This is a genomic window from Streptomyces sp. NPDC045026 (assembly GCF_056432625.1).
In genome coordinates this window covers 1-25,148 of record NZ_JBWKIS010000006.1, presented here as the reverse complement: position 1 = coordinate 25,148, position 25,148 = coordinate 1, and the positions used below count along the sequence as shown (strand labels likewise).

The following is a 25,148-nucleotide window of genomic DNA, read 5'->3' as shown; positions in this document are numbered from 1 at the left end:
TTCAAGGGGTGCAAGGCGTTCTGGGGGTGGGTTCTGGGGGTTCAGTTTAGGGGCGGAACTTTTGCCGCTCGCCGCTAGTTTCTACAGCGCTGTAGAAGATCAGTAAGGCCGAACGAGGAGAGTCATGGCCCTGTGGGATCGCTTCAAGGAGTCCGCGTCGACGATGCAGACGCAGCTGATGGCGAAGAAGAACGACCTGAAGAGCGGCGCCTTCCGTGACGCGAGTATGGCGATGTGCGCGCTGGTCGCCGCGGCCGACGGCACGGTCGACCCGGCCGAGCGCAGCCGCGTGGCCCAGCTCATCTCCACGAACGAGGTGCTGCAGAACTTCCCGGCGGACCAGCTCCAGAGCCGCTTCGACGCGAACCTGAACAAGCTGACCGCCGACTTCGCCTTCGGCAAGGTCAGCGTCCTCCAGGAGATCGCCAAGGCGAAGAAGAAGCCCGCCGAGGCGCGCGCGGTCATCCAGATCGGCATCGTCATCGGCGGCGCCGACGGTGACTTCGACAAGACCGAGCAGGCCGTCGTCCGCGAGGCCTGCCTGATGCTCGACCTGCCCCCGCACGAGTTCGACCTGTAATTCAACAGGTGAGGGGATACGGGATACACCGAAGGCCCGGAACCATTGGTTCCGGGCCTTCGGCCTTCAGTAGCGGGGACAGGATTTGAACCTGCGACCTCTGGGTTATGAGCCCAGCGAGCTACCGAGCTGCTCCACCCCGCGTCGGTAAACACGACTCTACGCCATTACGGCGACAGAACGCGAATCGGTTCCTCAGCGTTCCGCGATCCGCCGCCTCGGGCCCCTTTCACCCGGTCGGTCCCACCAGGTCGCCCGCCGCCTGTTCGGGGGGAACTCTGGGGTGGGGCCCGATGACGTGCGCAGACGCGGGACCGACGCGGACGGTGGCGGGAGACGAGCTGTGGGGCAGCGAGGAGGGCACAGGCGAGAGACGGAGCAGGGCCTGTCCCGCGCCCGGTTCCTCGTCCGTCTGCTGCCCGTGCTCCTCATCGTGGTCGGGGCGATCTACGACTACGTCACGCCGTCGACGTTCACCGGCGTACCCCTGTTCACCGCGGCCCCGCTGGTCGCCGCCCCGTTCTTCTCGCCCCGTGGCACTTTCCTGACCGGTCTCGCGACCGTCGCCGTCGTACTCGGGGTGCATCTCAGATACACCCGCAGTTACGACACGGACGCCGTCACCGAACTCGTCACGGTCGTGACCGTCGCCGTCCTCGCCTGTGTCATGAACCGCGTCGTGCGGCGGGGCAGTGAGCAGCTCACCTCCGTGCGCCAGATCGCCGAGGCGGCCCAGCGCGCCGTTCTGCCCGAGCCCGCGGAGCGCATCGGCGGCCTGGAGATCGCCGCCCGCTACGAGGCCGCCCAGGCAGGCGCCTTCATCGGGGGTGACCTGTACGCGGTGCAGGACACCCCGCACGGCGTACGGCTCGTCGTGGGCGACGTACGCGGGAAGGGCATGGGGGCGGTGGCCGCCGTGGCCGTCGTCATCGGCGCCTTCCGGGAGGCGGCCGAGCAGGAGTCGACCCTGGAGGCGGTCGCGCAGCGTCTGGAGCGGGCGCTCGCGCGGGAGGGGATGCGGCGCAACGGCCTCGACGAGACCGAGGGCTTCACCACGGCCGTGCTCGCCGAGATCCCGCACGGCAACGGCCTCGTACGGGTCATCAACCGCGGCCACCCGGAACCCCTGCTCCTGGGCGGCGACGGGGCGCTCAAGGTCCTGTCGGCGCCGGAGGCCGCGCTGCCGCTCGGGATGGGCGAGCTCGGCACCTGGCCCGACCGCGCTTCGGAGACGGAGTTCCCGTCCGGGGCGACGCTGCTGCTCTACACCGACGGCCTCTCGGAGGCGCGCGACGTGCACGGCACGTTCTACGACCCGGCGGCGCGGCTCGCCGGGCGGATGTTCTCCGGGCCCGATCCGCTGCTGGCCGCGCTCGCCGCCGAGGTCCGCCGGCACACCGGGGGCGGCACGACGGACGACATGGCGCTGCTCGCGGTGAGGCGGCCGTGAAGCAGCAGTGAAGCAGCGGTGACCGCCGCCTTCACCTTCCGTAGTCGAACGGCGTCGCTGCGCATAACATTTGACAAACCGTCAGATGGGCGGCCCGCTCCGACGGCCGGTCAACTCGCCCGATTCCGCCCGCTCGTGCCCCGATAAGTCCAGGCCAAAGGCGTTAACGATCAGTCGGAACAGCTTGGAATCGAGCCCTGGTGTCTATTAACGTTCGATAACGCAGCGCGGTCGTCCCAGCCGTCACAAGAGATGGCTCCGTGCGCACGCGCCTAATCCCGCAAGGGAGCCGGGGAACCACCAACTTGGGGTGAATCGGACGTCTTTCCTTGCGGAAGGCGTCGGTAGGAGACCTTCCTGCTCCGAACCCGTCAGCTAACCCGGTAGGCGAGAAGGAAGGAAAGGAGCGCGCCCCAGTGGCGTCAAACCGGCCTGCCCCAGAGTTCTCCTACGCGCCGATCGACGAAGCCTTCGGCCCGGCGGACGAGCAGACCTGGGAGGAGTGGAACCCCACCGAGGAGTCCATTCGCCCCGTACGCGGCAGGCACCGCGTAGCCAAGCAGCGCGGCGGTCTCGCGCGCAGCTCCACCGTTCTCGGCGTCGGCGTGATCGCGGCCGTCGGCGCGGGCGGCATCGCCACCGCGCAGGGCGGCAAGCCCCCCGTACACATCTCGATGCCCGACCTCTCGGCCGTCAAGGACTCGCTGCCCGACGCCAAGTCGCTGCCCGGCGTGGGCGCGCTGATATCCGACGGCGCCGATGACTCGTCCGGCGCCTCCGCGAGCCCGCTGACCGAAGCCGGTGTCAGCACCGCGGACGCCGAGCAGGGCACGACCGCCGGTGAGGCCCTGCGCGCCCGCATCATGCAGCAGGCCGAGCAGCAGCAGGACCAGGCCGCCGAGGCCGAGGCCGCAGCCGCCGAGCAGGCCGCCGCGAAGAAGGCCGCCGACGACGCCGCCAAGGAGCGGGACGCCGCCACCGCCAAGGCCGCCGCCGAGAAGAAGAAGGCGGAGGAGGCCGCGAAGAAGAAGGCCGAGGCCGAGCGCCTCGCCAAGCTCGCCAAGAGCTTCACGCTGCCGGTCGCCTCGTACACGATCACCGGCACGTTCGGTCAGCCCGGTTCGATGTGGTCCTCCGGCTACCACACAGGTCTCGACTTCGCCGCTCCGACGGGTACGCCGATCAAGGCGATCCATTCCGGCACCGTCAAGGAGGCCGGCTGGGCGGGCGCTTACGGCTACCGCACGGTCCTGGAGCTCCCGGACGGCACCGAGCTCTGGTTCTGCCACCAGTCGTCGCTCAACGTGAGCGCCGGCCAGAAGGTGACCAGCGGCGACATCATCGGCCGCGTCGGCGCCACCGGCAACGTGACCGGGCCGCACCTCCACCTGGAGGTCCACCCGGGCGGCCAGGCGACCGGGGTCGACCCCGCTCCGTGGCTGCGCTCCAACGGCCTGACGATCTGAGGCTCGTACCCTCCGAACCCCGGCGGTCCTGACGGCAACCCCCCGACGTCAGGGCTGTCGGTCCGGCATGCCCGGAATATCTTGATCCACATCGGTGTTGTGGGTGGTCATGACTTCTCTTCGCAAGCTCGGCTCGTCAGACCTCGAGGTGTTCCCGCTCTCCCTCGGCGGCAATGTGTTCGGCTGGACCGCCGACGAGGCGCAGTCCTTCGCCGTGCTCGACGCGTACACCGCCGCCGGCGGCAACTTCGTCGACACGGCCGACGCGTATTCGGCGTGGGTCCCGGGCAACAAGGGCGGCGAGTCCGAGACCGTCATCGGCAAGTGGCTGGCCGCGCGCGGCAACCGCTCCGATGTCGTCATCGCCACCAAGGTCGGCGCCCACCCCGACTTCAAGGGCCTGTCCGCGCACACCATCAAGTCCGCCGCCGACGAGTCCCTGCGCCGCCTCGGCACCGACTACATCGACCTCTACTACACGCACTTCGACGACCCGTCCGTGCCGGTCGAGGAGATCATCACCGCGCTCGACGAGCTGGTGACGTCCGGCAAGGTGCGCGCCATCGCCGCGTCGAACCTGACCCCGGAGCGGCTCCAGGAGTCCCTGGACTTCTCCGACCGCGAGGGCCTCGCCCGCTACGCGGCGCTCCAGCCGCACTACAACCTCGTCTCGCGTGACACCTACGAGGGCAGGCTCCAGGAGGTCGCCTCGCGCAGCGGTCTCGCGGCCGTCCCGTACTACGCCCTGGCGTCCGGGTTCCTGACGGGCAAGTACCGGCCGGGCGCCGAGGTCGACAGCGCGCGGGCGGAGGGCGCCGGCAAGCACCTCCAGACCGAGCGCGGACTGCGGGTCCTCAAGGCCCTCGACGAGGTGGCGCAGGCGCACGGCGCCGAGGTCGCGACCGTCGCCCTCGCCTGGCTCGCGTCCCGCCCCACGGTGGCCGCGCCGATCGCGTCCGCGCGCACCGTGGAGCAGCTGCCGGCACTGGTGGCCGTGGCCGAGCTGGAGCTGACGGACGCGGAGCTCTCGAAGCTCACCGAGGCGTCCGCCTGACCCGGACGGAGCCGGACGCAAGCCCTGCAGGCGTTCGTTCTCAGTAGCGGTACGGGTTGTGCGCGCTGTGCGCGGGGAACGGGGCGGCCGGCCCCGCGTACACCGGCCCCGCGTACATCGGCGGCACCCACAACACGGGGGGTGCGGTGGCGCGGGACGCGTAGGCGAGGGCGGGGCGGGCCGCGTGGCGCCGCGCCCACAGCTCGTCGAGCAGCTTCCGCTCCCGTACGACATAGTCCGCGCCGGCCCGGCCGCGCCGCCCGCGGTGGCGCAGGAGCGCGAGCGAGGTCGCGTACTGCTGGTACTGGGCGACGACGCGAGCCGTCTCCTTGCCGCCGTGGTGCTGCGCGAACTCGCGGGCCAGGCGGCGGGCGCGCATCGAGCCGAGGGCGAACGGCTCGTCCTGGCCGACCCAGCCGGCCGCCGCGTACGCGGGCAACTCGGAGCGCACCGTGCGCAGTTCGCGCTGACGGGTCCCGATCGCGAGCCAGGTCACCAGGCCGAACGCGGGCATCATGAACAGCGCGTAGACCCCGAAGAACCCGAAGCGGCCGAACGCCGACGAGCCGTTCCACGTGGCGTGCATGCCCATCGCGAGCAGCAGCCCGGCGAGGGGCAGGAACACGCGCCGCACCGGGCCGCGGTCGGGCGCCGTCCAGGCCGCGACGCCGAAGCCGATGCCGGTGAACACCGTGAACAAGGGGTGCGCGAACGGCGACATGACGATGCGTACGAAGAAGGTGGCGGCGGTCACCGAGGCGATGCCGGTGCCGCTGTTGAGCTGGTCGGTGCCGAAGGCGTTGCCCAGATAGAGGATGTTCTCGGTGAACGCGAAGCCGGTGGCGGTGACCCCGGCGATCACCATGCCGTCGACGATCCCGGTGAAGTCCCGTCTGCGGAACAGGAAGATGAGCAGGACCGCGCAGGCCTTCGCGGACTCCTCGACGATGGGCGCTATGACCGTCGCGCCGAGGGTGTCGGCGTTCGCGGGGTCGGCCGAGTTGGTGGCGATCCAGTGCGTCGCGAAGCTGTTCGCGACGATCGCGATGAGCGCGGCGGCGCAGGCGCCCCAGGCGAAGGAGAACAGCAGGTTCCGCCAGGGTCCGGGTGCGACCCGGTCCAGCCAGCGGAACGCGGCTATCAGCAGCGGGACGGGCAGGACCGCGAGGCAGATCCCGACCAGGAACCCCTTGGTGCCGGTCTGTTCCCGCACGAGGGCGAGGATGACCAGGCCGGAGAGCGCGAGGAGCGAGACGAGCGCCCAGGCGTGCACGGCCTTCCGCTCCCACCAGCGCGGATGCCGCAGCGTGCCGGGCCCCGGAGCGCCTGCTCCGGGCTGCGCGTGCGGAAACGCATTCGGATACGAGGGATAGGTCGCCACAGCGTTGACCCTAACGAGCGACGGGCCCGGCCGCGACGGGGTGTGTCAGTCCGCCGCGGTGGCCGGTGGGGACTGGGGTGCGTGCTCCGCGCGCAGGAAGAGCAGGTCGTGGACCACATGGCCCTTGTCCAGGCCCTGTCCCTCGAAGCGTGTGAGGGGGCGGAACGCGGGCCGGGGCGCGTATCCGCCGTCGGCCTGCGCGTTCTCGTAGTCCGGGTGTTCGGTCAGGACTTCGAGCATCTGCTCGGCGTACGGCTCCCAGTCGGTCGCGCAGTGCACGAGGGCGCCGGGCTTGAGGGGGACCTTGGCGAGGCTGAGGAACTCCGGCTGGATCAGGCGCCGTTTGTGGTGGCGCTTCTTCGGCCAGGGGTCGGGGAAGTAGACGCGCAGCCCGTCGAGGGAGGCCGCGGGGAGCATCTCGCGGAGCAGGATGATCGCGTCGCCGTTGGCCACCCGGACGTTCGTCAGGCCGTTCCGCTCGGCGAGGCCCAGGAGGTTGCCCTGGCCCGGGGTGTGCACGTCGACCGCGAGGATGCCGGTGTCGGGATCGTCGGCGGCCATCTGCGCCGTCGCCTCGCCCATGCCGAAGCCGATCTCCAGGACGACGCGCTTCCTGCCGTCGAACAGCTCGTCGAGGTCGAGGACGCGCTGCCCGTCGATGTCGAGGCCCCACGCGGGCCACAGCCGCTGGAGGGCGTCCGCCTGGCCGGTCGTGACGCGGCTGCGGCGCGGCTGGAAACTGCGGATGCGCCGCTCGAAGTGCGAACCGGCGGGGTCCGGCGCCGGCCCGTCGGGAAAGCGCGGCTCGCCCTTGGCGCGTGCGGGACCGGGGGCTTCAGGGGTGTGGGGTGACTCAGACACAGTGAGGCGATTTTACGTGTCCGGGCGCTGCCCGAGCGCGGCCAGGGCCCGCCGGGCGACCTCGCGGCCGATCGGGAGCGCGGCCGTCGCCGCGGGGGACGGAGCGTTCAGCACGTGCACCGTGCGCGGGGCCTCACGGATCAGGAAGTCGTCGACCAGGGTCCCGTCCCGCAGGACCGCCTGCGCCCGGACGCCGGCGGGCGCGGGCACCAGGTCGTCCGCGGTCACCGCGGGCAGCAGCCTGCGCACCGCCGCCGTGAACGCGTCCCGGGACACCGAGCGGCGCAGCTCCCCGGCCCCGTACCGCCAGTGCCGGCGCGCTATCCGCCAGGAGCCGGGCCAGGCCAGCGTGGCGCCGAGCTCGCGCGGTCTGACCGTCGACCAGTCGTAGCCCTCGCGGGCCAGCGCGGGCACCGCGTTCGGACCGACGTGGACGCTCTTGTCGATGCCGCGCGTGAGATGGACGCCGAGGAAGGGGAACGCCGGGTCCGGCACCGGATAGACCAGGCCGCGCACCAGCTCGGGGCGGCCCAGCTCGAAGTACTCACCCCGGAAGGGGACGATCCGCATGCCGGGGTCGTCCCCCGCGAGCCGGGCGATCCGGTCGCAGTGCAGCCCCGCGCAGTTCACCAGGACGCGCCCCCGGACGACGTCCCCGGCGGCCGTGCGCACCGCGACACCACGCTCCGCGCGGCGGTCGATCTGCACCACCTCCGCGCCGTACCGGATGTCCGCGCCCGAGGCCTCGGCGAGATGCCGGGCCACGGACACGTAGTCGGCGACGCCCGTCGTGCCCACGTGGATCGCGGCGAGGCCGCGCACATACGGCTCGTACTCGCCGATCTGGGCGGGGCCCAGCTCCCGCACCGGAATCCCGTTTTTCCGGCCGCGCTGGACCAGGGCGTGCAGGCGGGGCAGCTCGTCGCGCTCGGTGGCCACGATCAGCTTGCCGGTGACCGCGTGCGCGACGCCGTACTCCTCGCAGAACTTGACCATCTCGGCCGCGCCCCGCACCGCGAAGCGGGCCTTGAGCGAGCCGGGGCGGTAGTACACACCGCTGTGGATGACCCCGCTGTTGCGCCCCGTCTGGTGTCTGGCGGGGCCGTGCTCCTTCTCCAGGACGGTCACCCGGGTGCCCGGCACTGCGCGCGCGCAGGCGTACGCCGTCGACAGACCGACGATCCCGCCGCCGATCACCAGCACATCGCAGTCGTACCCGCTCGTCGTCACCGTGCCTCACCTCCCGCCCCCGATACTGCACTGCGCCACTGACAACGCGTTCAAACCCGGGCGGTGGCCCTTCGGCTGCACCGGTTCCTTCACACTGCTGCCCTAGGGCCTCTCGTTTGGATCACGCCGGGCTCGCGGGGTCTGGCACGCACATCTGCGGCGTTGTCGTCACTCGCCGACTCCCCCAAGCTCTCGACTGCGCTCGAGCAGGGGGCACCCCCATGCCCCCGCTCCCTGATCCGGCCTGATCCAAACGAGAGGCCCTACGCCGGCGTCATCAGGAGCGGCCTCGCCCGCTCCCGCAGCTCCACCACGCGCGGCTCGTCCCCGTACGGCTCCAGGCGGTGCAGCAGATCCTTCACGTACTCGGTCGTCCGGGCCGACGAGATCCGCCCGGCCACCTCCAGCGCCCGCGTGCCCTGCTCGCACGCCGCGTCCAGATTGCCCGACTCCAGCTCGGCGACCGCCGACACCACGAGGCGTAACCCGTGCGAGCGCACGAACTCCTCCGTGGGCTTCGACAGCGCCTGCTCCGTGAAGCGCCGCACCTGGCGGGGCGCCTTCAGGTCGCGGTAGCACTCGGCGGCGTCGGCGGCGAAGCGGTCGTACGAGTAGAAGCCGAGCCACGACGGGTCGTGGTCCCCGTCGCGCGCCCGCTCCAGCCAGCCCTCCGCGGCCCGCAGCGCGGCCCCCGCGGCGTGCGCGTCACCGGCGCGCGCGTGCGCGCGTGCCTCCACGAGCCGGAAGAAGCTCATCGTCCGGGCGGTGGCCAGCCCGCGATTGCGCTCCAGGGCGGCCTGCGCGAGGTCCACCCCCTCGTCGCCGAACCCGCGGTACGTCGCCTGGAGGGACATCGACGCCAGTACGTAGCCCCCCAGGGGCACGTCCGCCGCCGCGCGCGCGAGCCGCAGCGCCTGGATGTAGTAGCGCTGCGCCGCCTCCTGCTGGCCCGTGTCGAACGCCATCCACCCGGCCAGGCGCGTCAGTTCGGCGCTCGCCCCGAACAGGGCGCGCCCCACGTCGTCCGAGTACGCGCCGAGCAGCAGTGGGGCCGCCTCGACCCGCAGGCACTCGGGGACCATCGACGAACGCCAGTCGCCGCCCCCGTACTTGGAGTCCCAGCGCCGTGCGTCCTCCGCCGCCTCGCGCAGCTTCCGGACGTCGCTGTGGCCGACCTTCTGCGGCGTGTTGTCCCCGCCGCTCTCCGGTGGCTGGGCATCGCGTGCGACCGACGAGTCGGCCGGCGTTATCAGCCATCTGGAGGCGGGCGTCGCGTACGCGCTCACCGCGAAGGATCCGGCCAGCGACTGCCAGATGCCGCCGCCCGTGCGGCGGCCCGCGAGGTCGAGTCGGTACAGCTCCGTCGCCGACTTCACCGCCGCCCCCACGTCGCGCGGGAAGGCGAGGCCCACTTCGGGCGCGGGATCCGCGTCCGCCAGGCCGATCTCGTGCAGCGGCACGGGCCGGCCCAGCTTCTGGCCGATCGCGGCGGCGATGAGGTGCGGCGCCGCGCCCTGCGGCACCATGCCCTTGGAGACCCAGCGGGCCACCGAGGTCTTGTCGTAGCGAAGCGTCAGACCGCGTTGCGCGCCAAGGTCGTTGACCCGTCGCGCCAGGCCTGCGTTGCTGATTCCCGCGAGGGCGAGAACGGTGCCGAGTTTCTCGTTCGGCCCGCGTTGCTCCCTGGACATGCGCCACCCCTCGACACAGCCGGCTGCCGCAGTGGCATAACCGCGCGGCATTCGTACACCCAGCGTAGTTCGCCGGATCCCAAGCGTTAAGGGGCATAGTTCCGGATGGCGGGAATATTGTCCGCACGGGAGTACGTGTCCGGGGCGGTGCCGGCACGGTGTGCTCCGCCCGTGTGGCCGTGCGCCCGGGTGTGCGCTCTTCTGCGGCCATGGGGGGAGCGCTTCCATGGATGGTGCGTGGGTCGGCCCGCTGTACTGGATCCAGCGGGCTGGGGGACACCGCCGCCTTCATCCCCGCGGGCGGCGGACCGGTCCGGGAGGTGCAGGGCGCCTCCCGGACCGTGCGTTGCGCGCCGTGGCCGATGTGGTGTGCCCAGGTCTGGCCATCCACAGTCGATTTGGCCGAATATCGACGGTGCCGTGCGGCGTCACCGATGCCTCCGAGCGGCCCTTGGGGGGTTCAACTGCCGCTCGAAAGGGGCGCATTCGGTGGCGCACGTGCCGCCCGGTCGCCCCTCCCGTACGCCTCCTTCGTGGCAGCATGGGGACTCTGTTCCTGTGATTCCCTCTGATTCCTCTGACGAGGTTCTGTCCACAACCTGTGGAGGCGGCGATGCGGTGGTTGGTGGGGTGGAGCAGTACCGCCGCCGGGCCCGTGCGGTTCGGGTCCGCGGGCTCGACCGGACCCGACGGGGAGACCGTCCACCCCGTGGGCTCCCAGCTCCTGTGGGGTGACCCCGATCCGCTGTGGGCGGTCGGCGACTGGCGCCCGGACGAGGTCAGGATCGTCAGCGCCGACGAGCAGACCCGAATCGCCGTGCTCGGCACCTGCGGCGCCACCGACGAGCAGCTGCGGGTCGGCCTGTTCGCCGCGCGCGGCGGCGCCCTGCGTCACCTCACCGCCTGGTCCGGGAGCTACACCGCGGTCGTCCAGGTCGGCAGGCGCCTCATGATCGCCGGCGATCTGGCGGGCGCGCGGCCCGTGTTCTACACCCCCTGGGCCGGCGGCACCGCGTACGCGACGGCCGCCCTGCCGCTCGCCGACCTCATCGAGGCCCACCTCGACATCGGCCATCTCGCAGCCCTGCTCGCCGCCCCCGACGTGCCGGAAGCCCTGCACGACTCGACGCCGTACCAGGGTGTACGCCGCATCCCGCCGGGCCACGCGCTGATCCTGCGCGCCGGTGCCCGCGAGATCGCCGGCTACGAACCGGTCGCGTCGCTCGCCGTCGCCGCGCCCTCCGCGGACCCCACCGGCGCGGTGGACGCCCTGCGCGACGCGCTCGTCGAGGCCGTACGCGCCCGGCTCGCCGCGCCCCGGCACGTCCCCGGCGCCGACATCGACCCGGGACCCGTCCCCGGCATGGGCCCCGCCGAGCGGCGCGCGGCCCGCGGCATGCCCGTACCCGGCATCGGCGCAGACCTCTCCGGAGGACCCGCGTCCGGAACCCTCGCGCTGCTGGCGGCCGGACTGCCCGGACTGCCCGGCACGGTCCTCGGCCACGGCACGGGCGCGGGCGAGCGCCTCCTCGCCGTCACCTTCAACGACCTGTCCGCGGGCGCCCAAGGACGCGAGGCCGAACTCCAGCGCGCGGGCGCCATCGCCGCGAACCCGCGGCTGCACCACATCGTCGTCACCGCGGGCGAAGAGGCGCTCCCCTACGCCGAGTTGGACGGCCCCCTCACCGACGAGCCCGGCCCTTCCCTGATCACCGCCGCCCGCCACCGCACGCGCCTCCTCTCCGGCAGCGCCGACCACTTCACCGGCTATGGCGCCCGCCAGGTCCTCGACGCGCACCCGGCCCGCCTCGCCGACCTCCTCATGGACCGGCGCCGGCGGCACATGGTCAAGCCGGTCGCCGCGCTCGCCAAGGCGGACGGCGGCTCCGTGCTGGTGCCCGCGCGCGTGTACGGCGCGGCGCGCAAGCTGGCCCGCACGCCGTACAGGGCGGGCATCGAAAGCCTCGCGGAGCGGCTGCTGCAGCGGAACTTCGACGATCCGGTCGGTGAAGCGGGCGCCGTCGGCGCATCGCTCGCGGCCCTCGCCTGGGCGAGACCTGGGCCCGCCGCGCGCTGGCTGACGGGCGAGGCCCTCGCTGAAGTATCGGTTCGCCTCCAGGACGGCGCGACGCGTCCGGGGCCAGGACCGGGGCAGCGACCCGGCACCTTCCGGGCCCGCGCCGCGCTCGCCCGCCACGCTGCCGACCTGCGCGTCCTCGAACAGGCCGCTGAGGTCCGCTTCCAACGCCTGCACGCCCCCTTCCTCGACAACCAGGTCGTACGCGCCGCCCGCGCCCTCCCCGAGGCTCTCCGCGTCAGGCCCGGCGCCCGCGCCGACATCCTGCGTACCGTCCTCGAAGGCGCCGGCGTCAGCGAACTCCCGCCGGGCTGGGGCGCACCCTCGCACGCCTCGTCCGCCGCGGCGGCCCGCACCGGCCTGCGCGTCTCCTGTGACCACCTCGTCCAGCTCTTCGACACCCCGCTCCTCGCCCAGACCGGCCTGATCGAGGCCCGCGTGGTCCGCAAGGCCCTGCGCGCGGCGGCCGACGGCGAACCCCTGCCGCTGGACGGCCTCGCCGACCTCGTCTCCCTCGAACTCTGGCTGCGCCGCCTCATCGCCCGCCGCGGCACCTGCTGGACCGGCACCCCGGCCCGCCAGCGCGCCGTCCCCACCGGGAGCGTCGCACCGCAGCGGGGCGCACTGGGCGCCGGGCGCTGAAGAGCCGCACCCCTGGGGGCTGTCTTCGAACTCCCCGAACCGGAATCCGCGCGACTGAGCCCGCCCCGACCGTGAGAATGGACCAGTGCGGTACCGAATCCTGGGCGTCACCGAGGCGTACGACGATCAAGGCACACCCCTGCCCGTGGGCGGACAGCGGCTGCGCGCCCTGCTCGCGTCACTCGCGCTGCACGCGGGCCGCACCGCCCCCGCGGACGCGCTCATCGACGACGTCTGGGCCGACGAGCCACCGGCCGACGCGACCGCCGCACTCCAGGCCCTCGTCGGCCGGCTGCGCCGCGCCCTCGGCAAGGACGCCGTCACCTCCGAGGCGGGCGGCGGCTACCGCCTCGCCGCCCGCCCCGACGACGTCGACCTGTACGTCTTCGAGCGCCTCGTCCGCGAGGGCACGGCCGCCCTCACGGCCCACGACCCGGCGACCGCGTCCCGCACCCTGCGCGACGCGCTCGCCCTGTGGCGCGGCCCGGCACTCGCCGACCTCGCCGACCGCACCGCCGCGACCCGCTTCGAGGCCCAGCGCCTCGAAGCGGCACGCGCGCGCGTGGAGGCCGATCTGCGGCTCGGCCGCGCCGCGGACGTCGTACCGGAGCTGACGGAACTCACGCACGCCCACCCGTACGACGAGCCGCTGCACGCCCTCCTCATCCGCGCCCTGCGTGACGCGGGCCGTGGCGGCGACGCGCTCGCCGCCTACGAGAGCGCCCGCCGCGCCCTCGCCGACGGCCTCGGCGCCGACCCCGGTCCCGAACTGGCGGCCCTGCACGCCGACTTGCTCACCCCGGCCCGCGCCCCCGGCCGCCAGGCACCGCCGCGGCAGCCGCAGCGCGACGGCAATCTGCGGCCCCGCCTCAACTCGTTCGTCGGCCGGGAACCCGAACTCGACGCCATCCGTTCAGACTTGCAAGCGGCCCGCCTCGTCACCCTCACCGGACCCGGCGGCTCCGGCAAGACCCGCCTCGCCGAGGAAGCCGCCGCCGAACACCCCCGCGCCTGGCTCGCCGAGCTCGCCCCGCTCGACCAGCCCGAGGCCGTGCCCGGCGCCGTCGTCAGCGCCCTCGGCCTGCGCGAGACCGTCCTGATGACCAGCGAGCACTCCGCGCCGCAGGACGACCCCGTGGCACTGCTCGTGGAGCACTGCGCCCAGCGCAGCCTGCTCCTGATCCTCGACAACTGCGAACACGTCATCGGCGCCGCGGCCGCGCTCGCCGAAACCCTCCTCACCCACTGCCCCGGCCTCACGGTCCTCGCCACCAGCCGCGAACCCCTGGGCGTGCCCGGCGAGTCCGTGCGCCCCGTCGAACCTCTGCCGCCTGACCCGGCGCACCGCCTGTTCGCGGAGCGCGCCCGCGCCGTCCGGCCCGACTTCGACGTCGACGGCGACCCCGAGGCCGTCGCCGAGATCTGCCGCCGCCTGGACGGCCTGCCCCTCGCCATCGAGCTGGCCGCCGCCCGCCTCCGACTCCTCACACCCCGCCAGATCGCGGACCGCCTCGACGACCGCTTCCGCCTCCTGACCAGCGGCAGCCGCACCGTTCTGCCCCGCCAGCAGACCTTGCGCGCGGTCGTCGACTGGTCCTGGGACCTCCTCGACGAGCAGGAGCGCACGGTGCTGCGCGAGGCGTCCGTCTTCGCCGGCGGCTGGGACCTGGAAGCCGCGGAGGCCGTCTGCACCGGACCGGCGTCGGACCTGATCGGCGCGCTCGTCGACAAGTCCCTCCTGGTGGCCACCCCGGGCGACGGCAGCATGCGGTACAGGATGCTGGAGACGATCCACGAGTACGCGACCGAGCGCGCCGCAGAGACACCGCAGCTGCGCACCGAGGCCGGCCGGCGCCACACCGCCTACTTCCGCGCCCTCGCCGAGAAGGCCGACCCGCTCCTGCGCTCCGCCGAACAACTCCCGTGGATCGACCGCCTGGAGACGGACCTCGACAACCTCCGCGCCGCCCTCCACCGCTCCACGGTCACCGGCGACACCGAATCCGCGGTCGGACTCGCCCTCGCCACCGGCTGGTTCTGGTGGCTGCGCAACTACCGCAAGGAGGGCGCCGAATGGGTCGGCCACATCCTGGAGCAGCTGCTCCCGACGCCCCGCCCCGAGCGCCCGGCCCCCTCCGACTGCCGGGCCCCCCGGTCCGACGGGCGGACGTTCCCCGCCGCGGGCGACCTGGCGGACGAGGACGACCCGCTGTACTGGCCTCTCATGGAGCTGCGCCTCCTGCACATCTTCTTCGTGGCCCAGTCCGAACCCGAGAGCGCCCTGCGCGGGGAGGCCGACCGGGAATACCTCATGCGGGTGCGCGACGTCTTCGCGCGGTCCGGTCCCGCGGGGGCACGCTTCCCCGGCATCATCTGGCCGTTCACCGTGCACTTCCTGGACAACCCGGAAGGCGTCAGGGCCGCCCTCGACCTGGCCGTCGCCAACTGCCGGGAGTACGGCGGCGAGTGGGAGATCGGCGTCACCCTCATGTTCCGTACGCACACGGCCGTCGACGGGCCGGGCAACCTCACCGGCGTCGACGACGACGTCGCCGAACTGCGGGCCATCAGCCGCCGCGTCGGGGACCGGTGGATGCGGGCCCAGGTGTGCAGCGCGGCCGGTGAGGCGGCCATCGCGCGCAGCCGGTTCGGCGAGGCGAAGGGCGAGTTCGAGGAGGCGCTGCGCCTCGCCTACGAGGTGGGCGCCTACGCGGAGGCACCCTTCCTCATCGCCCGGCTCGGAGAGATCGCCTACCGCTCCGGCGAACACGACGCGGCCCGCAAGCTCCTGGCCGAGGCGAGCGGAGAGGCCGACCGGTACGGGGTGCCGGACCCCCACGCGTACGTGCACCTCCTGAACGCGATCATGGCGGTGGAGGACGGCGAGGTGGCACGGGCCCGCGCGCTGTGCGACGAGGCGGCCAGGGAGTCGTCGCGCGGAACGCCGCCGGCGCAGTTCACGGCGGCCGTACGGGGTGTCGACGCGCGGATCACCGCGGCCGAGTCGGGGCCCGCGCGCGGCCTCGCGGTCCTCACCGACGCCCTGTGGTACGCGGTCGAGAACCGCTGCGCGGAGATCGTCAACGCGGGCCTCGCGGGCCGTGGGGCACTCTTCCTGGCCCAGCTGGGCGACACGGAGGGGGCGGTACGGCTGGTGGCCGCGTCCGACGGCTGGCTCGGCGGCGCCGAGCGCCCGCTGCCCGAACGCGCCGAGATCGAGGCGCTGGGAGCGGCGGCGGCCGCAGCGCTGGGCGCCGACAAGTACGCCGATGCGCGCGCCGCGGGAGCGGGGCACACGGCGGCCGAGGCGGTCACGTTCCTCACGGAACGCGTCCGCCGCTTCGACTAGGACCGCTCACGCCTCAGCCAGGACCACTCACGCATCGGCCGGAACTCACCGGCACGTGAACCGGGACTCCGCCCAGTCCCCGACCGCGAGCGAGTCGAAGCTCGTCTGCGGCTCGGTGACCAGCCGGATCGCCTTGTGCCCCGCGAGATCCACATGAACGGGAACGGCCGGGTCCCCACCCCTGAGCACCTGCGACTTCCACAGGCGCACCCCGTCCGCGTACACGGAGAACCGCACCGCGCCCGTGCCGAGCGTCATGTCGTCGACACCGGCGAAGGCGTCGTACGCGGTGCACGTGCGGTTGAGGTCGATGGTCACGGAGGAGTTCGAGTGGACGGTGACCCCGTTCGCGTACTCCTTGTCCGCGATGCGCAGGCCCCACCGCTGCCACACCCAGCTGCTCGCGCCGGGCCGGATCTCCGGCTTCGTGCCGTCGCCGAGTCCGGCGTACGTCAGCTGGTTCAGCTGGTAGACGGCCGGGGCGGGCGGGGGAGGGGGCGGCTTCGGAGTGGGCTTGGGCGCCGGCTTCGGAGGCGGCGTCGGCTTGGGTGTGGGCTTCGGCGTCGGCTTCGCAGTGGGGGTCGGCTTCGGCGCGGGCTCGGGGGGAGGCGTCGGCTGGGGGGCCGGCGGCTCGGGCTTCGGCTTCGGGGGAGGCGTCGGCTTCGGCGGGGTGATGGGCTGCGAGACCGCCGGCTTCTCCTTGTGCGCCTCCGGCTTGGGCTTCTGCGGGTCGCCCGCCAGGGCGATCGCCACCGCCACGGCCACGCCCGCCGCGACCACACCGGCCGCGATACCCGCCTTCACGGGCGCGCCGAGCCCCTCGGACGCCGCGGCGCCCCCGCCCGCGGCGGCCGCCGCACCGGCGCCCGCCGCACTCGCGGCGCCGCCCCCGATGAGCGCGACCACCTTCGCGTACCCGGCGGCACCGAACCAGCCGATGACCGCGACCGGCACGACACCGGGGATCCCGCTGGCGACTTCCTTGATCTGACCGGCGGCGAGCCGGCACTTGGCGCACTCCTCCAGGTGCTTGCGCAGCCCCCGTTCGGCCCGGGTGCGCAGGCTGCCGCGGGCGTACGCGCCGAGCCGGTCGGCGTAGCGCGCGCACTCCTCGTCCTGGGTGAGGGTGGTGCTCACATGGGCCTGGAGGTACGCCTCCTTGAGGCCCTCGCGGGCGCGCTTGGCCAGCACGCGTGTGGCGTTGGCGTCGAGGCCGAAGAGCGTGGCGACCTCGCTGGGCGACTCGTCCTCGACCTCGGTGTGCCACAGGACGGCCTGCCAGCGCTCCGGGAGAGAACGGAAGGCCTGCATGGCCATGGACTGCTCGGCCTCGTGCATCGCGAGGACGTCGGCACCGAGATCCAGCGTGTCGTCGTCGGACACCTCGCTGGAGCGGGCGGCCTGCTGGGCGAACACGGCGAAGTCCTCGACCAGATGCTCGCGCTTCGCCGACTTCGTCCAGCCCGCGGCGACGCGGCGCACGGTGGTCAGCAGATAGGCGCGCACCGCGTGTTCGGGCCCGCTGCCGCCGCGCACGGCCTGCAGCATGCGGGCGAACACCTCGGCGGTGAGGTCGTCGGCGGTGTGCCCGTCCCGGCAGCAGGTGCGGGCGTAGCGGTGGACGGCGGTCGAGTGCCGGCGGTACAGCTCCTCGTATGCGGTGTCGTCGCCGGACCGCATACGGGCGATCAGGTCGGCGTCCGCCGGAGGCGTTGCCCGCGGGGGCGGCCGGACGGACGTGCCCGAATCCACACCGGGCTCGCGCTGCTGCGGGACGCTCGGGTCGGCGTCGGGAGGTGAGGGTTCGGAGCTGGGTGAGGGTACGGAGACGGCTGAGGGTTTGGAGGGGCCGGAGCCCGGTGACCCGCCCCGGAGTGGACCGCCCTGGCTCGGCACCTGCCGCGCGGGCAGCCCGCCGGTCCCGGTGTCGCCCGCACCACTGCTCTCGAGTGGCTCGTCCCGCCCGTCAACGCTCATCGCGGAAAGCCCCCGACCGCACACTCAGACCCGAACACGCGGGAAAGAGTGCCACACGGGCGGCCCACACCGCCTGCCAGTCCTCGTCAACCACTCATCCGTGGAGACTTAGTACAACGAAGCACTAGCTTTCACTCGTACGGGTAGCGGTCAACGGACTTGTCAAAAACGGGAGTTGGCCGCGCGCGACGCACACGCGCCACCCACGGCCGACCCCCACACCTGACCCGTCCCCGCACGCAGCGCGCACCGACGACCCGCGCGGCACCCCAGACGTCGATCACACGCCCAGAACCCCGCACCGCCCCCGGCGCGCGCCCAACTCCGCCCAGCTCTTACGCGGGCGGCTACTCGGGCCCCTGCGTGAGCGCCCGCGCGGGCCCCTACTTGGGCCGCGAACGGAGCCCTTCGAGCAGGATGTCCAGAAGCCGCGACGAGGCCGCGGCCTGCTGTGCGGGGTCCGGCAGCGAAGGCGCCGCCGTGGCGATGACCAGCAGCACGTCCGCCACCGTCACGTCCGCGCGGAGCTCCGACGCCGCGCGCGCCCGGTCCACGAGCTGCCCGACGACCTCGAGCAGCTCCGCGGCGCCCGCGTCGTCGGCCGGCACCGCCTCGGCGACCGGGGCAGGCCGCTGCTCCACGAGACGCAGCTCGGGCGGGACGACGGCGTGCCGCTGCTGCGGAACCCGCGTCTCGTCCCGGACCGCGCCCGCGTCGGCCCGCTCGTCGGCGACGCCGACGCGCAGCACCTGCGGAGGCAGCAGCCGCCCCGCGCCCGAGGCGACGGACGTGCGCAGGAAGCGCGACAGCGCCGACCACGGCTCGTCCTCCTGACCGAGGGCGGCCCGCGCCTGGTCGGTCAGCCGGGAGGTCTCCTCCTCGGCTATGCGCCGCACCAGTACGTCCTTGCTCGGGAAGCGCCGGTACACCGTGCCGACACCGACCCGGGCCCGCCGCGCCACGTCCTCCATCGGCGCGCCGTACCCCAGCTCGCCGAAGACCTCGCGCGCCGCGCGCAGCACGTGCTCCAGATTGCGCTGGGCATCAACGCGCAGCGGCGCCGCCCGTGAACTGTCGCCCATGCCGCGCCCGTTACCGCCCGCTGCGGTGGCCGGTCCGCCGGCCACGGCCGAAGCGGAAGCTGCAGAAGTCCATTGAGAGTCCTGAATGTGCATATGTGTTCCCCCGGTAATGACGTCTCCCCCCGGAGACTCTCCCCGCCATTGGCAACCGGGGCGTGAGGAACAAGCCAGTTCCACGGACCCGTCCGACGGATCCGTCAGCGCATCCCCCGACACCCCGACAGCACACGAACATAGTTGAGCCGGAGTCAATTCAGAAGGGGCAGGTTCCGCACGGAGCGCCCCACGAACGGAGTACGCGACGATTCCACCCCGATTGCACCCCCGCACCTCACCCGCTACATGTGCGCTGACCTGCGGATATTCCCCGTACTCCGGCAATTCGCCCACCCGGCGGCCGTCTCCGCCGCCGGTCACACAATTTGCCGGGGCTGTGGACAAACTCAAGTGGCCGATGCGTCATGGGATGGTGCCGATGCCGAAGACTGCTTCTTCCCGGGGGACGGCCCCGGAAGTCCCGCGTACGCGCGTCCTCGTCGTAGGGGGCGGCTATGTCGGGATGTACACCGCCCTGCGCCTCCAGCAGAAACTCAAACCGGAACTGAGAAGCGGCCGGACCGAGATCGTCGTCGTCACCCCCGACCCGTACATGACCTACCAGCCCTTCCTGCCCGAGGCCGCCGCCGGATCCATCTCGCCGCGCCACGTCGTCGTGCCGCTGCGCCGCGTCCTCGGCCGGTGCCACGTCATCGTCGGCGAGGTCACGTCGGTCGACCACGGCAAGCGCACCGCCACCTTCACCACGCTGGCCACCGAGGAGGAGGGCACCGGCGCCGTCGAGATCACGTACGACGAGCTCGTCATGGCCCCCGGCTCCGTCTCGCGCACCCTGCCCGTGCCCGGCCTCGCCGACCACGGCATCGGATTCAAGACCGTCGAAGAGGCCATCGGCCTGCGCAACCACGTCATCGAACAGCTGGACATCGCCTCCTCGACCCGCGACCCCGCCATCCGCGACGCGGCCCTCACCTTCGTCTTCGTAGGGGGCGGTTACGCCGGTGTGGAGGCACTCGGCGAGCTCGAGGACATGGCCCGCTACGCCGCCGGCTACTACCACAACGTCACCGCGGACGACCTGAAATGGATCCTCGTGGAGGCCAGCGACCGCATCCTCCCCGAGGTCGGCGAGGAGCTGGGCCGGTACACCGTCAGCGAACTGCGGCGCCGCAACATCGACGTACGCCTGCGGACACGGCTCGAATCCTGCGAGGACCGCGTCGCCGTCCTCGACGACGGCTCCCGCTTCCCGACCCGCACCGTCGTGTGGACCGCGGGCGTCAAACCGCACCCCCTGCTCGCCGCGACCGATCTGCCGCGCAACGAACGCGGTCGCCTCACCTGCACCGCCCAGCTCGCCGTCGACGGCGCCCCGCACGCCTGGGGCGCGGGCGACGCGGCAGCCGTCCCCGACATCACGGCCGGCGAGGAGGGCAAGGAATGCGCGCCCAACGCCCAGCACGCGGTCCGTCAGGCCACGGTCCTCGGCGACAACATCGCGGCCTCCCTGCGCGGCGAGCCCCTGACGGACTACGAGCACAAATACGTCGGCTCGGTCGCCTCGCTCGGCCTGCACAAGGGTGTCGCCCACGTCTACGGACGCAGGCTGAAGGGCTACCCTGCCTGGTTCATGCACCGCGTCTACCACCTGAGCCGGGTGCCGACCGTGAACCGGAAGGCCCGTGTCCTGAGCGAATGGATACTCACCGGGCTCTTCAAGCGCGAAATCGTCTCCCTCGGCTCGCTCGAACGCCCGCGTGCGGAGTTCGAACTCGCGGCCGGGGCAAACCCGCCGGGCAGCCCCCCGGCGAACCCGCCGAAGGACCCGAAGGGGTCGACCTGACCGGACCAAGGAACTCCCCCTCAAGGACCGGCGTCTGACGGATGTCGGTCCGGTCGGTCAGACTGGCCCATGACCCCCGGCCCCTGACCCTGGCCGGCCCCTGACCGTGGGCGGACCGACCGCCACGTTGCCCTTCCCCGCACTCCTGGTCTCCCGGCCGGGCAGGGGAGACCCCACCCGACCTCACGAGGCTTTCCCCACAGTGAACTTCACGCGCTGGAGCGCCCGGCTCCCCGGAACGCAGCGCCGCGCGGCAGCGCGGTCCGACCATGGCGTCTCCCAAAGCCAGCGAGGGGAAGGCGCCGTGCCCGCCGCCCGCCACGAACACCCTTCCGACGACGACGCGCCCACGCCCGGCGCCGGCATCGACGGGCTGCCCGCACGCGAGGTCCTCGACCGCATCCCCGCTCTCGTGGCCCTCGTCCACGGCCCCGACCACCGCATCGCGTACGTGAACGACGCGTACGTCGCGGCCTTCGGCGACCGCCCCGCCGGTGCACCCGCGCGCGAGGCGCTGCCCGAGCTGGAGGAACTCGGCCTGCTGCCCCTGCTCGACCAGGTCCTGCGCAGCGCCAAGCCGCGCACGGTCAAGTCCCGCAAGGTGGCCGGCGGCCGCTCGTACACGTTCACGTGCACGCCCGTGACGGTGCCGGCCGGTGCCACAGCCGGTGCAGACGGTGCGGATGACGGGGCCGGCGGCTCAGGGGTACTCGTCTTCGCGGCCGACGTCACCGACCACGCCGAGGCCGCCGAGCGGCTGCGCGCCAGCGAGCGCCGGCAGCGCGAGACCGCCGTCACCCTCCAGCGCTCCCTGCTGCCCCAGGAGCTGGAGCAGCCCGACGACCTGCGCATCGCGGCCACGTACCAGCCGGGCGGCACCGAGGCCGCGGTCGGCGGCGACTGGTACGACGTGATCACCCTCGGCGGCGGCCGCACCGCCCTCGTCATCGGCGACGTCATGGGCCGCGGGGTGCGCGCCGCCGCCGTCATGGGCCAGCTGCGCACCGCGGTCCGCGCCTACGCCCGCCTCGACCTGCCGCCGCACGAGGTGCTCCAGCTCCTCGACGGCCTCGCCATCGAGATCGACGCCAACCAGATCGCGACCTGCGTCTACGCGGTCCACGACCCGAACGAGGGCCGCCTCGTGTACGCGTCGGCCGGCCACCTCCCCATCCTCGTACGCGACGAGAGCGGCACGATCCACCGGGCGGAGGAGCCCACCGGACCCCCGCTCGGCACCGGCGGCTGGCTGCACGCCTCCGGATCGGTGCCGCTCGGCCCCGGTTCGACCGCCGTCATGTACACCGACGGCCTGGTCGAACGCAGGGACGAAGACATCGACGAGGGCGTCGCGGCCCTGGAGCGCGCGCTCGCCGGCGCCACCGGCACGCCCCAGGTCGTGTGCGACCGCCTCATCCGCGCGGCAGGCGTCACCGCGGACCACGACGACGACGTGGCCGTCCTCGTCCTCCAGCACCCGGCGCGCACGGGACCCGACGGAGAGCTGTTCCGCAACGCAGCCCTGGAACTCCTCGGCGGCGTCGAAGCGGCTCCACGCGCGCGTGCCTTCGCCTCCGGGGTCCTCGCCAGCTGGCGCTTCTCGCCCGAGCTGCACGACCTGGGAGTCCTGGCGGCCAGCGAACTCGTCGCCAACTCCCTCCAGCACGGCACCCCGCCCATGCGCCTCAGGCTCCGCCGCACCGACCGCCGCCTGATCATCGAGGTGACCGACGGCGACGACCACCTCCCGCGCCGCCGCCGCGCCGAACCCGCCGACGAGGCGGGCCGGGGCATCGCCATCGTCGCCACGATCGCCTCGAACTGGGGCTCCCGGCGCACCCCGGGCGGCGGCAAGGCGGTCTGGTGCGAATTCGCCCTGCCGCGCACGCCGTAGTCCGGACGCGCCTCAGACGGAAGCGGCCGCGGGCGCCGGCTCGACCGGAGCCCCGCCCTCCGCCACGATGCGGGACTTCGCCAGCGACGGCTGGTCCTGCACGGGCGACAGATGCCGCCCGAGCCGCACCGCGAGGAACGTGATCCCCAGCGAGAACAGCACGAACGTCACGATGTACGGACCGTGCAGCGCGGCCCCCATGGGCCCCCCGACCGCCGGACCGACGGCCAGAGCCAACTGCTTGACCAGCGCGAACGCCGAGTTGTACTGCCCGACCATCCCGGTCGGCGCCAGATCGGCGACCAGCGGGGCCACGGTCGGCGACAGCATCGCCTCACCGAGACCGAACAGCGCGTAGGTCGAGATGAACGCGGCCGTCGCCATGGCCTGGCTGCCGTGCCCCACACCCGCGTACCCGGCCGCGAGCCACGCGACCGCCCACACGAGCCCGACCGCGGCGATCACCCGGGACCGCCTGCGCCGCTCGACGAACTTCAGGACCGCGAACTGCGCGACCACGATCATCGCGGTGTTGGCGGCGAGCGCGATGCCCAGCGTCGACGGGGAGATCCCGGCCGCCTCCATGCCGTACGCGCTCAGGCCCGACTCGAACTGCCCGTAGCAGGCGAAGAACAGCACGAACCCGAGGACGCACAGCTGCACCATCGCCCGGTGCCGCAGCAGCGCCCGCAGCCCGCCGCCCGCCCCGGAACCGCCCTTCGGCACGGCCCCGCCGATCGTCGGCGCGTACGGCATCCGTACGAAGCCCACGACCGCGGCGAGCACCAGGAACATCACGGCCTCGATGCCGAAAAGCAGGGTGAAGCTCGACGGGCGGCTCTCGTCGACGATCTGGCCGCCGATGAGCCCGCCGATGCCCAGGCCGAGGTTCTGCAGGAAGAACTGCATCGCGAAGGCGCGCGTACGGGTGTCCGGTGTGGACGTCCACACGATCATCGTGGCGAGCGCCGGCTGGATCACGGCCGTGCCCGCACCGAGCACCGCCGCCGACAGGATCGCGGTCGTCCGACCGCCCGCGAGCCCGAGCCCGACGGCACCGACCGCCGCCACCATCGTGGCGACGACCAGGACGGGCACCGGACCGCGCCGGTCGATGGCCCGTCCGGTGAACGGCAGGACGACCAGAGCGGCCATGGCGAAGGCGGCGAGCACGATGCCCGCCGCTCCAGCCCCCAGACCTCGCACCTCAGCGACGTACACATAGAGGAACGGGACCGTGAACCCGACGCCGAACGAACTCAGCGCGCTGCCCACCTGGATCCGACGCATCGCTGCGCCCATCGCCCTGGTCACTTTCACCTGCCTTAGGAGTTAGAAGTGAAGACTTCGAAGCTAAAGTTAGGATCTAAACAATACACACCGAAGGACTTCAATGCCAAGCGGTCCGTGCCATACTGCGGCCATGGGCGACAACCCCGGCGACAGCGAGCCGACCCTCGACGAACAGATCGCCGCATACCAGCGCGAGTTCCAGGACCTCGACCCCCAGGTCGAGCACATCGTCTCCGCGCTCGGCCGCCTCAACAGGCGCATGAACGTCGCCTACGGCCGCCAGACCGCCAACCTCGGCATCACGAGCGCCGAGTGGGAGGTCCTCAAGGCCCTCGTCCTCTCCGGCGCCCCGTACCGCATGGGCCCCGGCGACCTGGCGAAGCGCCTCGGCCTCACCCCGGCCGCCATGACCCACCGCATCGACCGCATGGTCGGCGAGGGCTTGGTGACCCGCGACCGCGACGAGTCCAACCGGGTACGCGTCATCGTCGAGCTCACCACCGAGGGCCGCGCCAAGTGGCTCGAGGCGATGCGCCTCGCCTCCGGCTTCGAGGAGGACCTGCTCCAGGACCTTTCCTCGGACGAGCGGGGAGTGCTCGGTGAGGTCCTGACCCGCCTGCTGCGCCGCGTGGAGGACGCCCAGCCGGACGCCGGCGGCCGTCTCACGGACCTCGACTAAAAGAAGTTGCCAGGATGGTGTTGACATGCCCCTCCTGGACACGTAAGGTTCTTCGAGTTGCCACGGAGCTGTAACGGTTCTGCGACAGCGCCTCCGCCGCTGAAGCGGCAACCCCATCACCAGCACGATCTCCCTCCGGGATCGAATTCGGCGTGCCCGAATTCAATTCGATTTCGGTGTGGCGGCCCGATTAGGCGCCGCCGGGGAAATCCGCTAAAGTTTGGGACGTCGGAACGGCCCAACAGCCGGGAAGACAAGCCCTGCTGACTGGGAATCAGGCCCGAAAGGATCTGATAGAGTCGGAACCGCCGGAAAGGGAAACGCGAAAGGCCGAAAGGCTGGAGCGGAAACCTGAAAGGCACCGAGGAAATCGGACACGAAAGAGTCTGATAGAGTCGGAAACGCAAGACCGAAGGGAAACTGCCCGGAGGAAAGCCTGAGAGAGTCTCTCGGGTGAGTACAAAGGAAGCGTCCGTTCCTTGAGAACTCAACAGCGTGCCAAAAGTCAACGCCAGATTGACAACCCCGGCCCACTTCGGTGG

Annotated in this window: 16 protein-coding genes, 1 tRNA gene and 1 riboswitch; of the genes, 9 read left to right on the top strand and 8 right to left on the bottom strand. The window is 72.5% G+C overall.

The genetic code is table 11. From position 1 onward, the window contains the following. The first annotated feature begins 124 nt into the window (after positions 1–124). Positions 125–580: a tellurite resistance TerB family protein gene (locus AC07EJ_RS15255; RefSeq protein ID WP_389481141.1), complete on the top strand. Its 456-nt coding sequence runs from the start codon at positions 125–127 to the stop codon at positions 578–580. 70 nt (positions 581–650) lie between these two features. Here AC07EJ_RS15255 and AC07EJ_RS15250 read toward each other — a convergent pair. Continuing rightward, positions 651–724, bottom strand: a tRNA-Met gene (locus tag AC07EJ_RS15250). A 199-nt stretch (positions 725–923) separates the two neighbouring features. On the opposite strand from AC07EJ_RS15250, the gene AC07EJ_RS15245 reads away from it, so the two are divergent. From AC07EJ_RS15245 to AC07EJ_RS15235, 3 genes are all read left to right on the top strand, one after another. Further along, positions 924–2,030 (top strand): PP2C family protein-serine/threonine phosphatase, encoded by a 1,107-nt coding sequence (locus AC07EJ_RS15245; protein ID WP_389481144.1) that lies wholly within the window; start codon positions 924–926, stop codon positions 2,028–2,030. Positions 2,031–2,289: 259 nt separating this feature from the next. After that, positions 2,290–2,435, top strand: a riboswitch (cyclic di-AMP (ydaO/yuaA leader). A gap of 11 nt (positions 2,436–2,446) precedes the next feature. Then, positions 2,447–3,496, top strand: coding sequence for a M23 family metallopeptidase (locus AC07EJ_RS15240; RefSeq protein ID WP_389481146.1), 1,050 nt, complete (start codon positions 2,447–2,449; stop codon positions 3,494–3,496). 109 nt (positions 3,497–3,605) lie between these two features. Next, a complete protein-coding gene (locus tag AC07EJ_RS15235) occupies positions 3,606–4,550 on the top strand; it encodes an aldo/keto reductase (protein WP_389481148.1) in 945 nt (314 codons plus the stop codon). A 40-nt stretch (positions 4,551–4,590) separates the two neighbouring features. Here the strand turns inward: AC07EJ_RS15235 and AC07EJ_RS15230 are convergent, their stop codons facing one another. From AC07EJ_RS15230 to AC07EJ_RS15215, 4 genes are all read right to left on the bottom strand, one after another. Beyond that, positions 4,591–5,931, bottom strand: coding sequence for a PrsW family intramembrane metalloprotease (locus AC07EJ_RS15230; RefSeq protein WP_393584276.1), 1,341 nt, complete (start codon positions 5,929–5,931; stop codon positions 4,591–4,593). A gap of 45 nt (positions 5,932–5,976) precedes the next feature. Further along, positions 5,977–6,792: a tRNA (guanosine(46)-N7)-methyltransferase TrmB gene (gene trmB, locus AC07EJ_RS15225; RefSeq protein WP_389481154.1), complete on the bottom strand. Its 816-nt coding sequence runs from the start codon at positions 6,790–6,792 to the stop codon at positions 5,977–5,979. A 12-nt stretch (positions 6,793–6,804) separates the two neighbouring features. Then, entirely contained in the window at positions 6,805–8,022 is a 1,218-nt protein-coding gene (gene lhgO, locus AC07EJ_RS15220) for an L-2-hydroxyglutarate oxidase (RefSeq protein WP_478884376.1), read from the bottom strand. Between the two features lie 263 nt (positions 8,023–8,285). Then, positions 8,286–9,713: an NsdA family TPR-like regulatory protein gene (locus tag AC07EJ_RS15215; RefSeq protein WP_389481158.1), complete on the bottom strand. Its 1,428-nt coding sequence runs from the start codon at positions 9,711–9,713 to the stop codon at positions 8,286–8,288. Positions 9,714–10,326: 613 nt separating this feature from the next. Here AC07EJ_RS15215 and AC07EJ_RS15210 point away from each other — a divergent pair. Together AC07EJ_RS15210 and AC07EJ_RS15205 are read left to right on the top strand one after the other, a co-directional pair. After that, on the top strand, positions 10,327–12,432 hold the full coding sequence (locus tag AC07EJ_RS15210) for an asparagine synthase-related protein (protein ID WP_393584280.1): 2,106 nt from the start codon (positions 10,327–10,329) through the stop codon (positions 12,430–12,432). 85 nt (positions 12,433–12,517) lie between these two features. Beyond that, positions 12,518–15,781, top strand: coding sequence for an AfsR/SARP family transcriptional regulator (locus tag AC07EJ_RS15205; protein WP_478884375.1), 3,264 nt, complete (start codon positions 12,518–12,520; stop codon positions 15,779–15,781). 45 nt (positions 15,782–15,826) lie between these two features. Here the strand turns inward: AC07EJ_RS15205 and AC07EJ_RS15200 are convergent, their stop codons facing one another. Further along, complete coding sequence (locus tag AC07EJ_RS15200) at positions 15,827–17,758, bottom strand: sigma-70 family RNA polymerase sigma factor (protein ID WP_478884374.1); 1,932 nt, start codon at positions 17,756–17,758, stop codon at positions 15,827–15,829. Between the two features lie 383 nt (positions 17,759–18,141). Continuing rightward, on the bottom strand, positions 18,142–18,933 hold the full coding sequence (locus AC07EJ_RS15195; RefSeq protein WP_478884373.1) for a TetR/AcrR family transcriptional regulator: 792 nt from the start codon (positions 18,931–18,933) through the stop codon (positions 18,142–18,144). A gap of 382 nt (positions 18,934–19,315) precedes the next feature. Here AC07EJ_RS15195 and AC07EJ_RS15190 point away from each other — a divergent pair, with 382 nt between their 5' ends. Further along, positions 19,316–20,740, top strand: coding sequence for an NAD(P)/FAD-dependent oxidoreductase (locus tag AC07EJ_RS15190; RefSeq protein ID WP_389481170.1), 1,425 nt, complete (start codon positions 19,316–19,318; stop codon positions 20,738–20,740). 202 nt (positions 20,741–20,942) lie between these two features. Continuing rightward, entirely contained in the window at positions 20,943–22,634 is a 1,692-nt protein-coding gene (locus AC07EJ_RS15185) for an ATP-binding SpoIIE family protein phosphatase (protein ID WP_389481172.1), read from the top strand. 12 nt (positions 22,635–22,646) lie between these two features. Here the strand turns inward: AC07EJ_RS15185 and AC07EJ_RS15180 are convergent, their stop codons facing one another. After that, positions 22,647–23,936: an MFS transporter gene (locus AC07EJ_RS15180; protein WP_389481174.1), complete on the bottom strand. Its 1,290-nt coding sequence runs from the start codon at positions 23,934–23,936 to the stop codon at positions 22,647–22,649. Positions 23,937–24,057: 121 nt separating this feature from the next. On the opposite strand from AC07EJ_RS15180, the gene AC07EJ_RS15175 reads away from it, so the two are divergent. Continuing rightward, complete coding sequence (locus AC07EJ_RS15175) at positions 24,058–24,606, top strand: MarR family winged helix-turn-helix transcriptional regulator (RefSeq protein WP_389481176.1); 549 nt, start codon at positions 24,058–24,060, stop codon at positions 24,604–24,606. Positions 24,607–25,148: the final 542 nt, after the last annotated feature.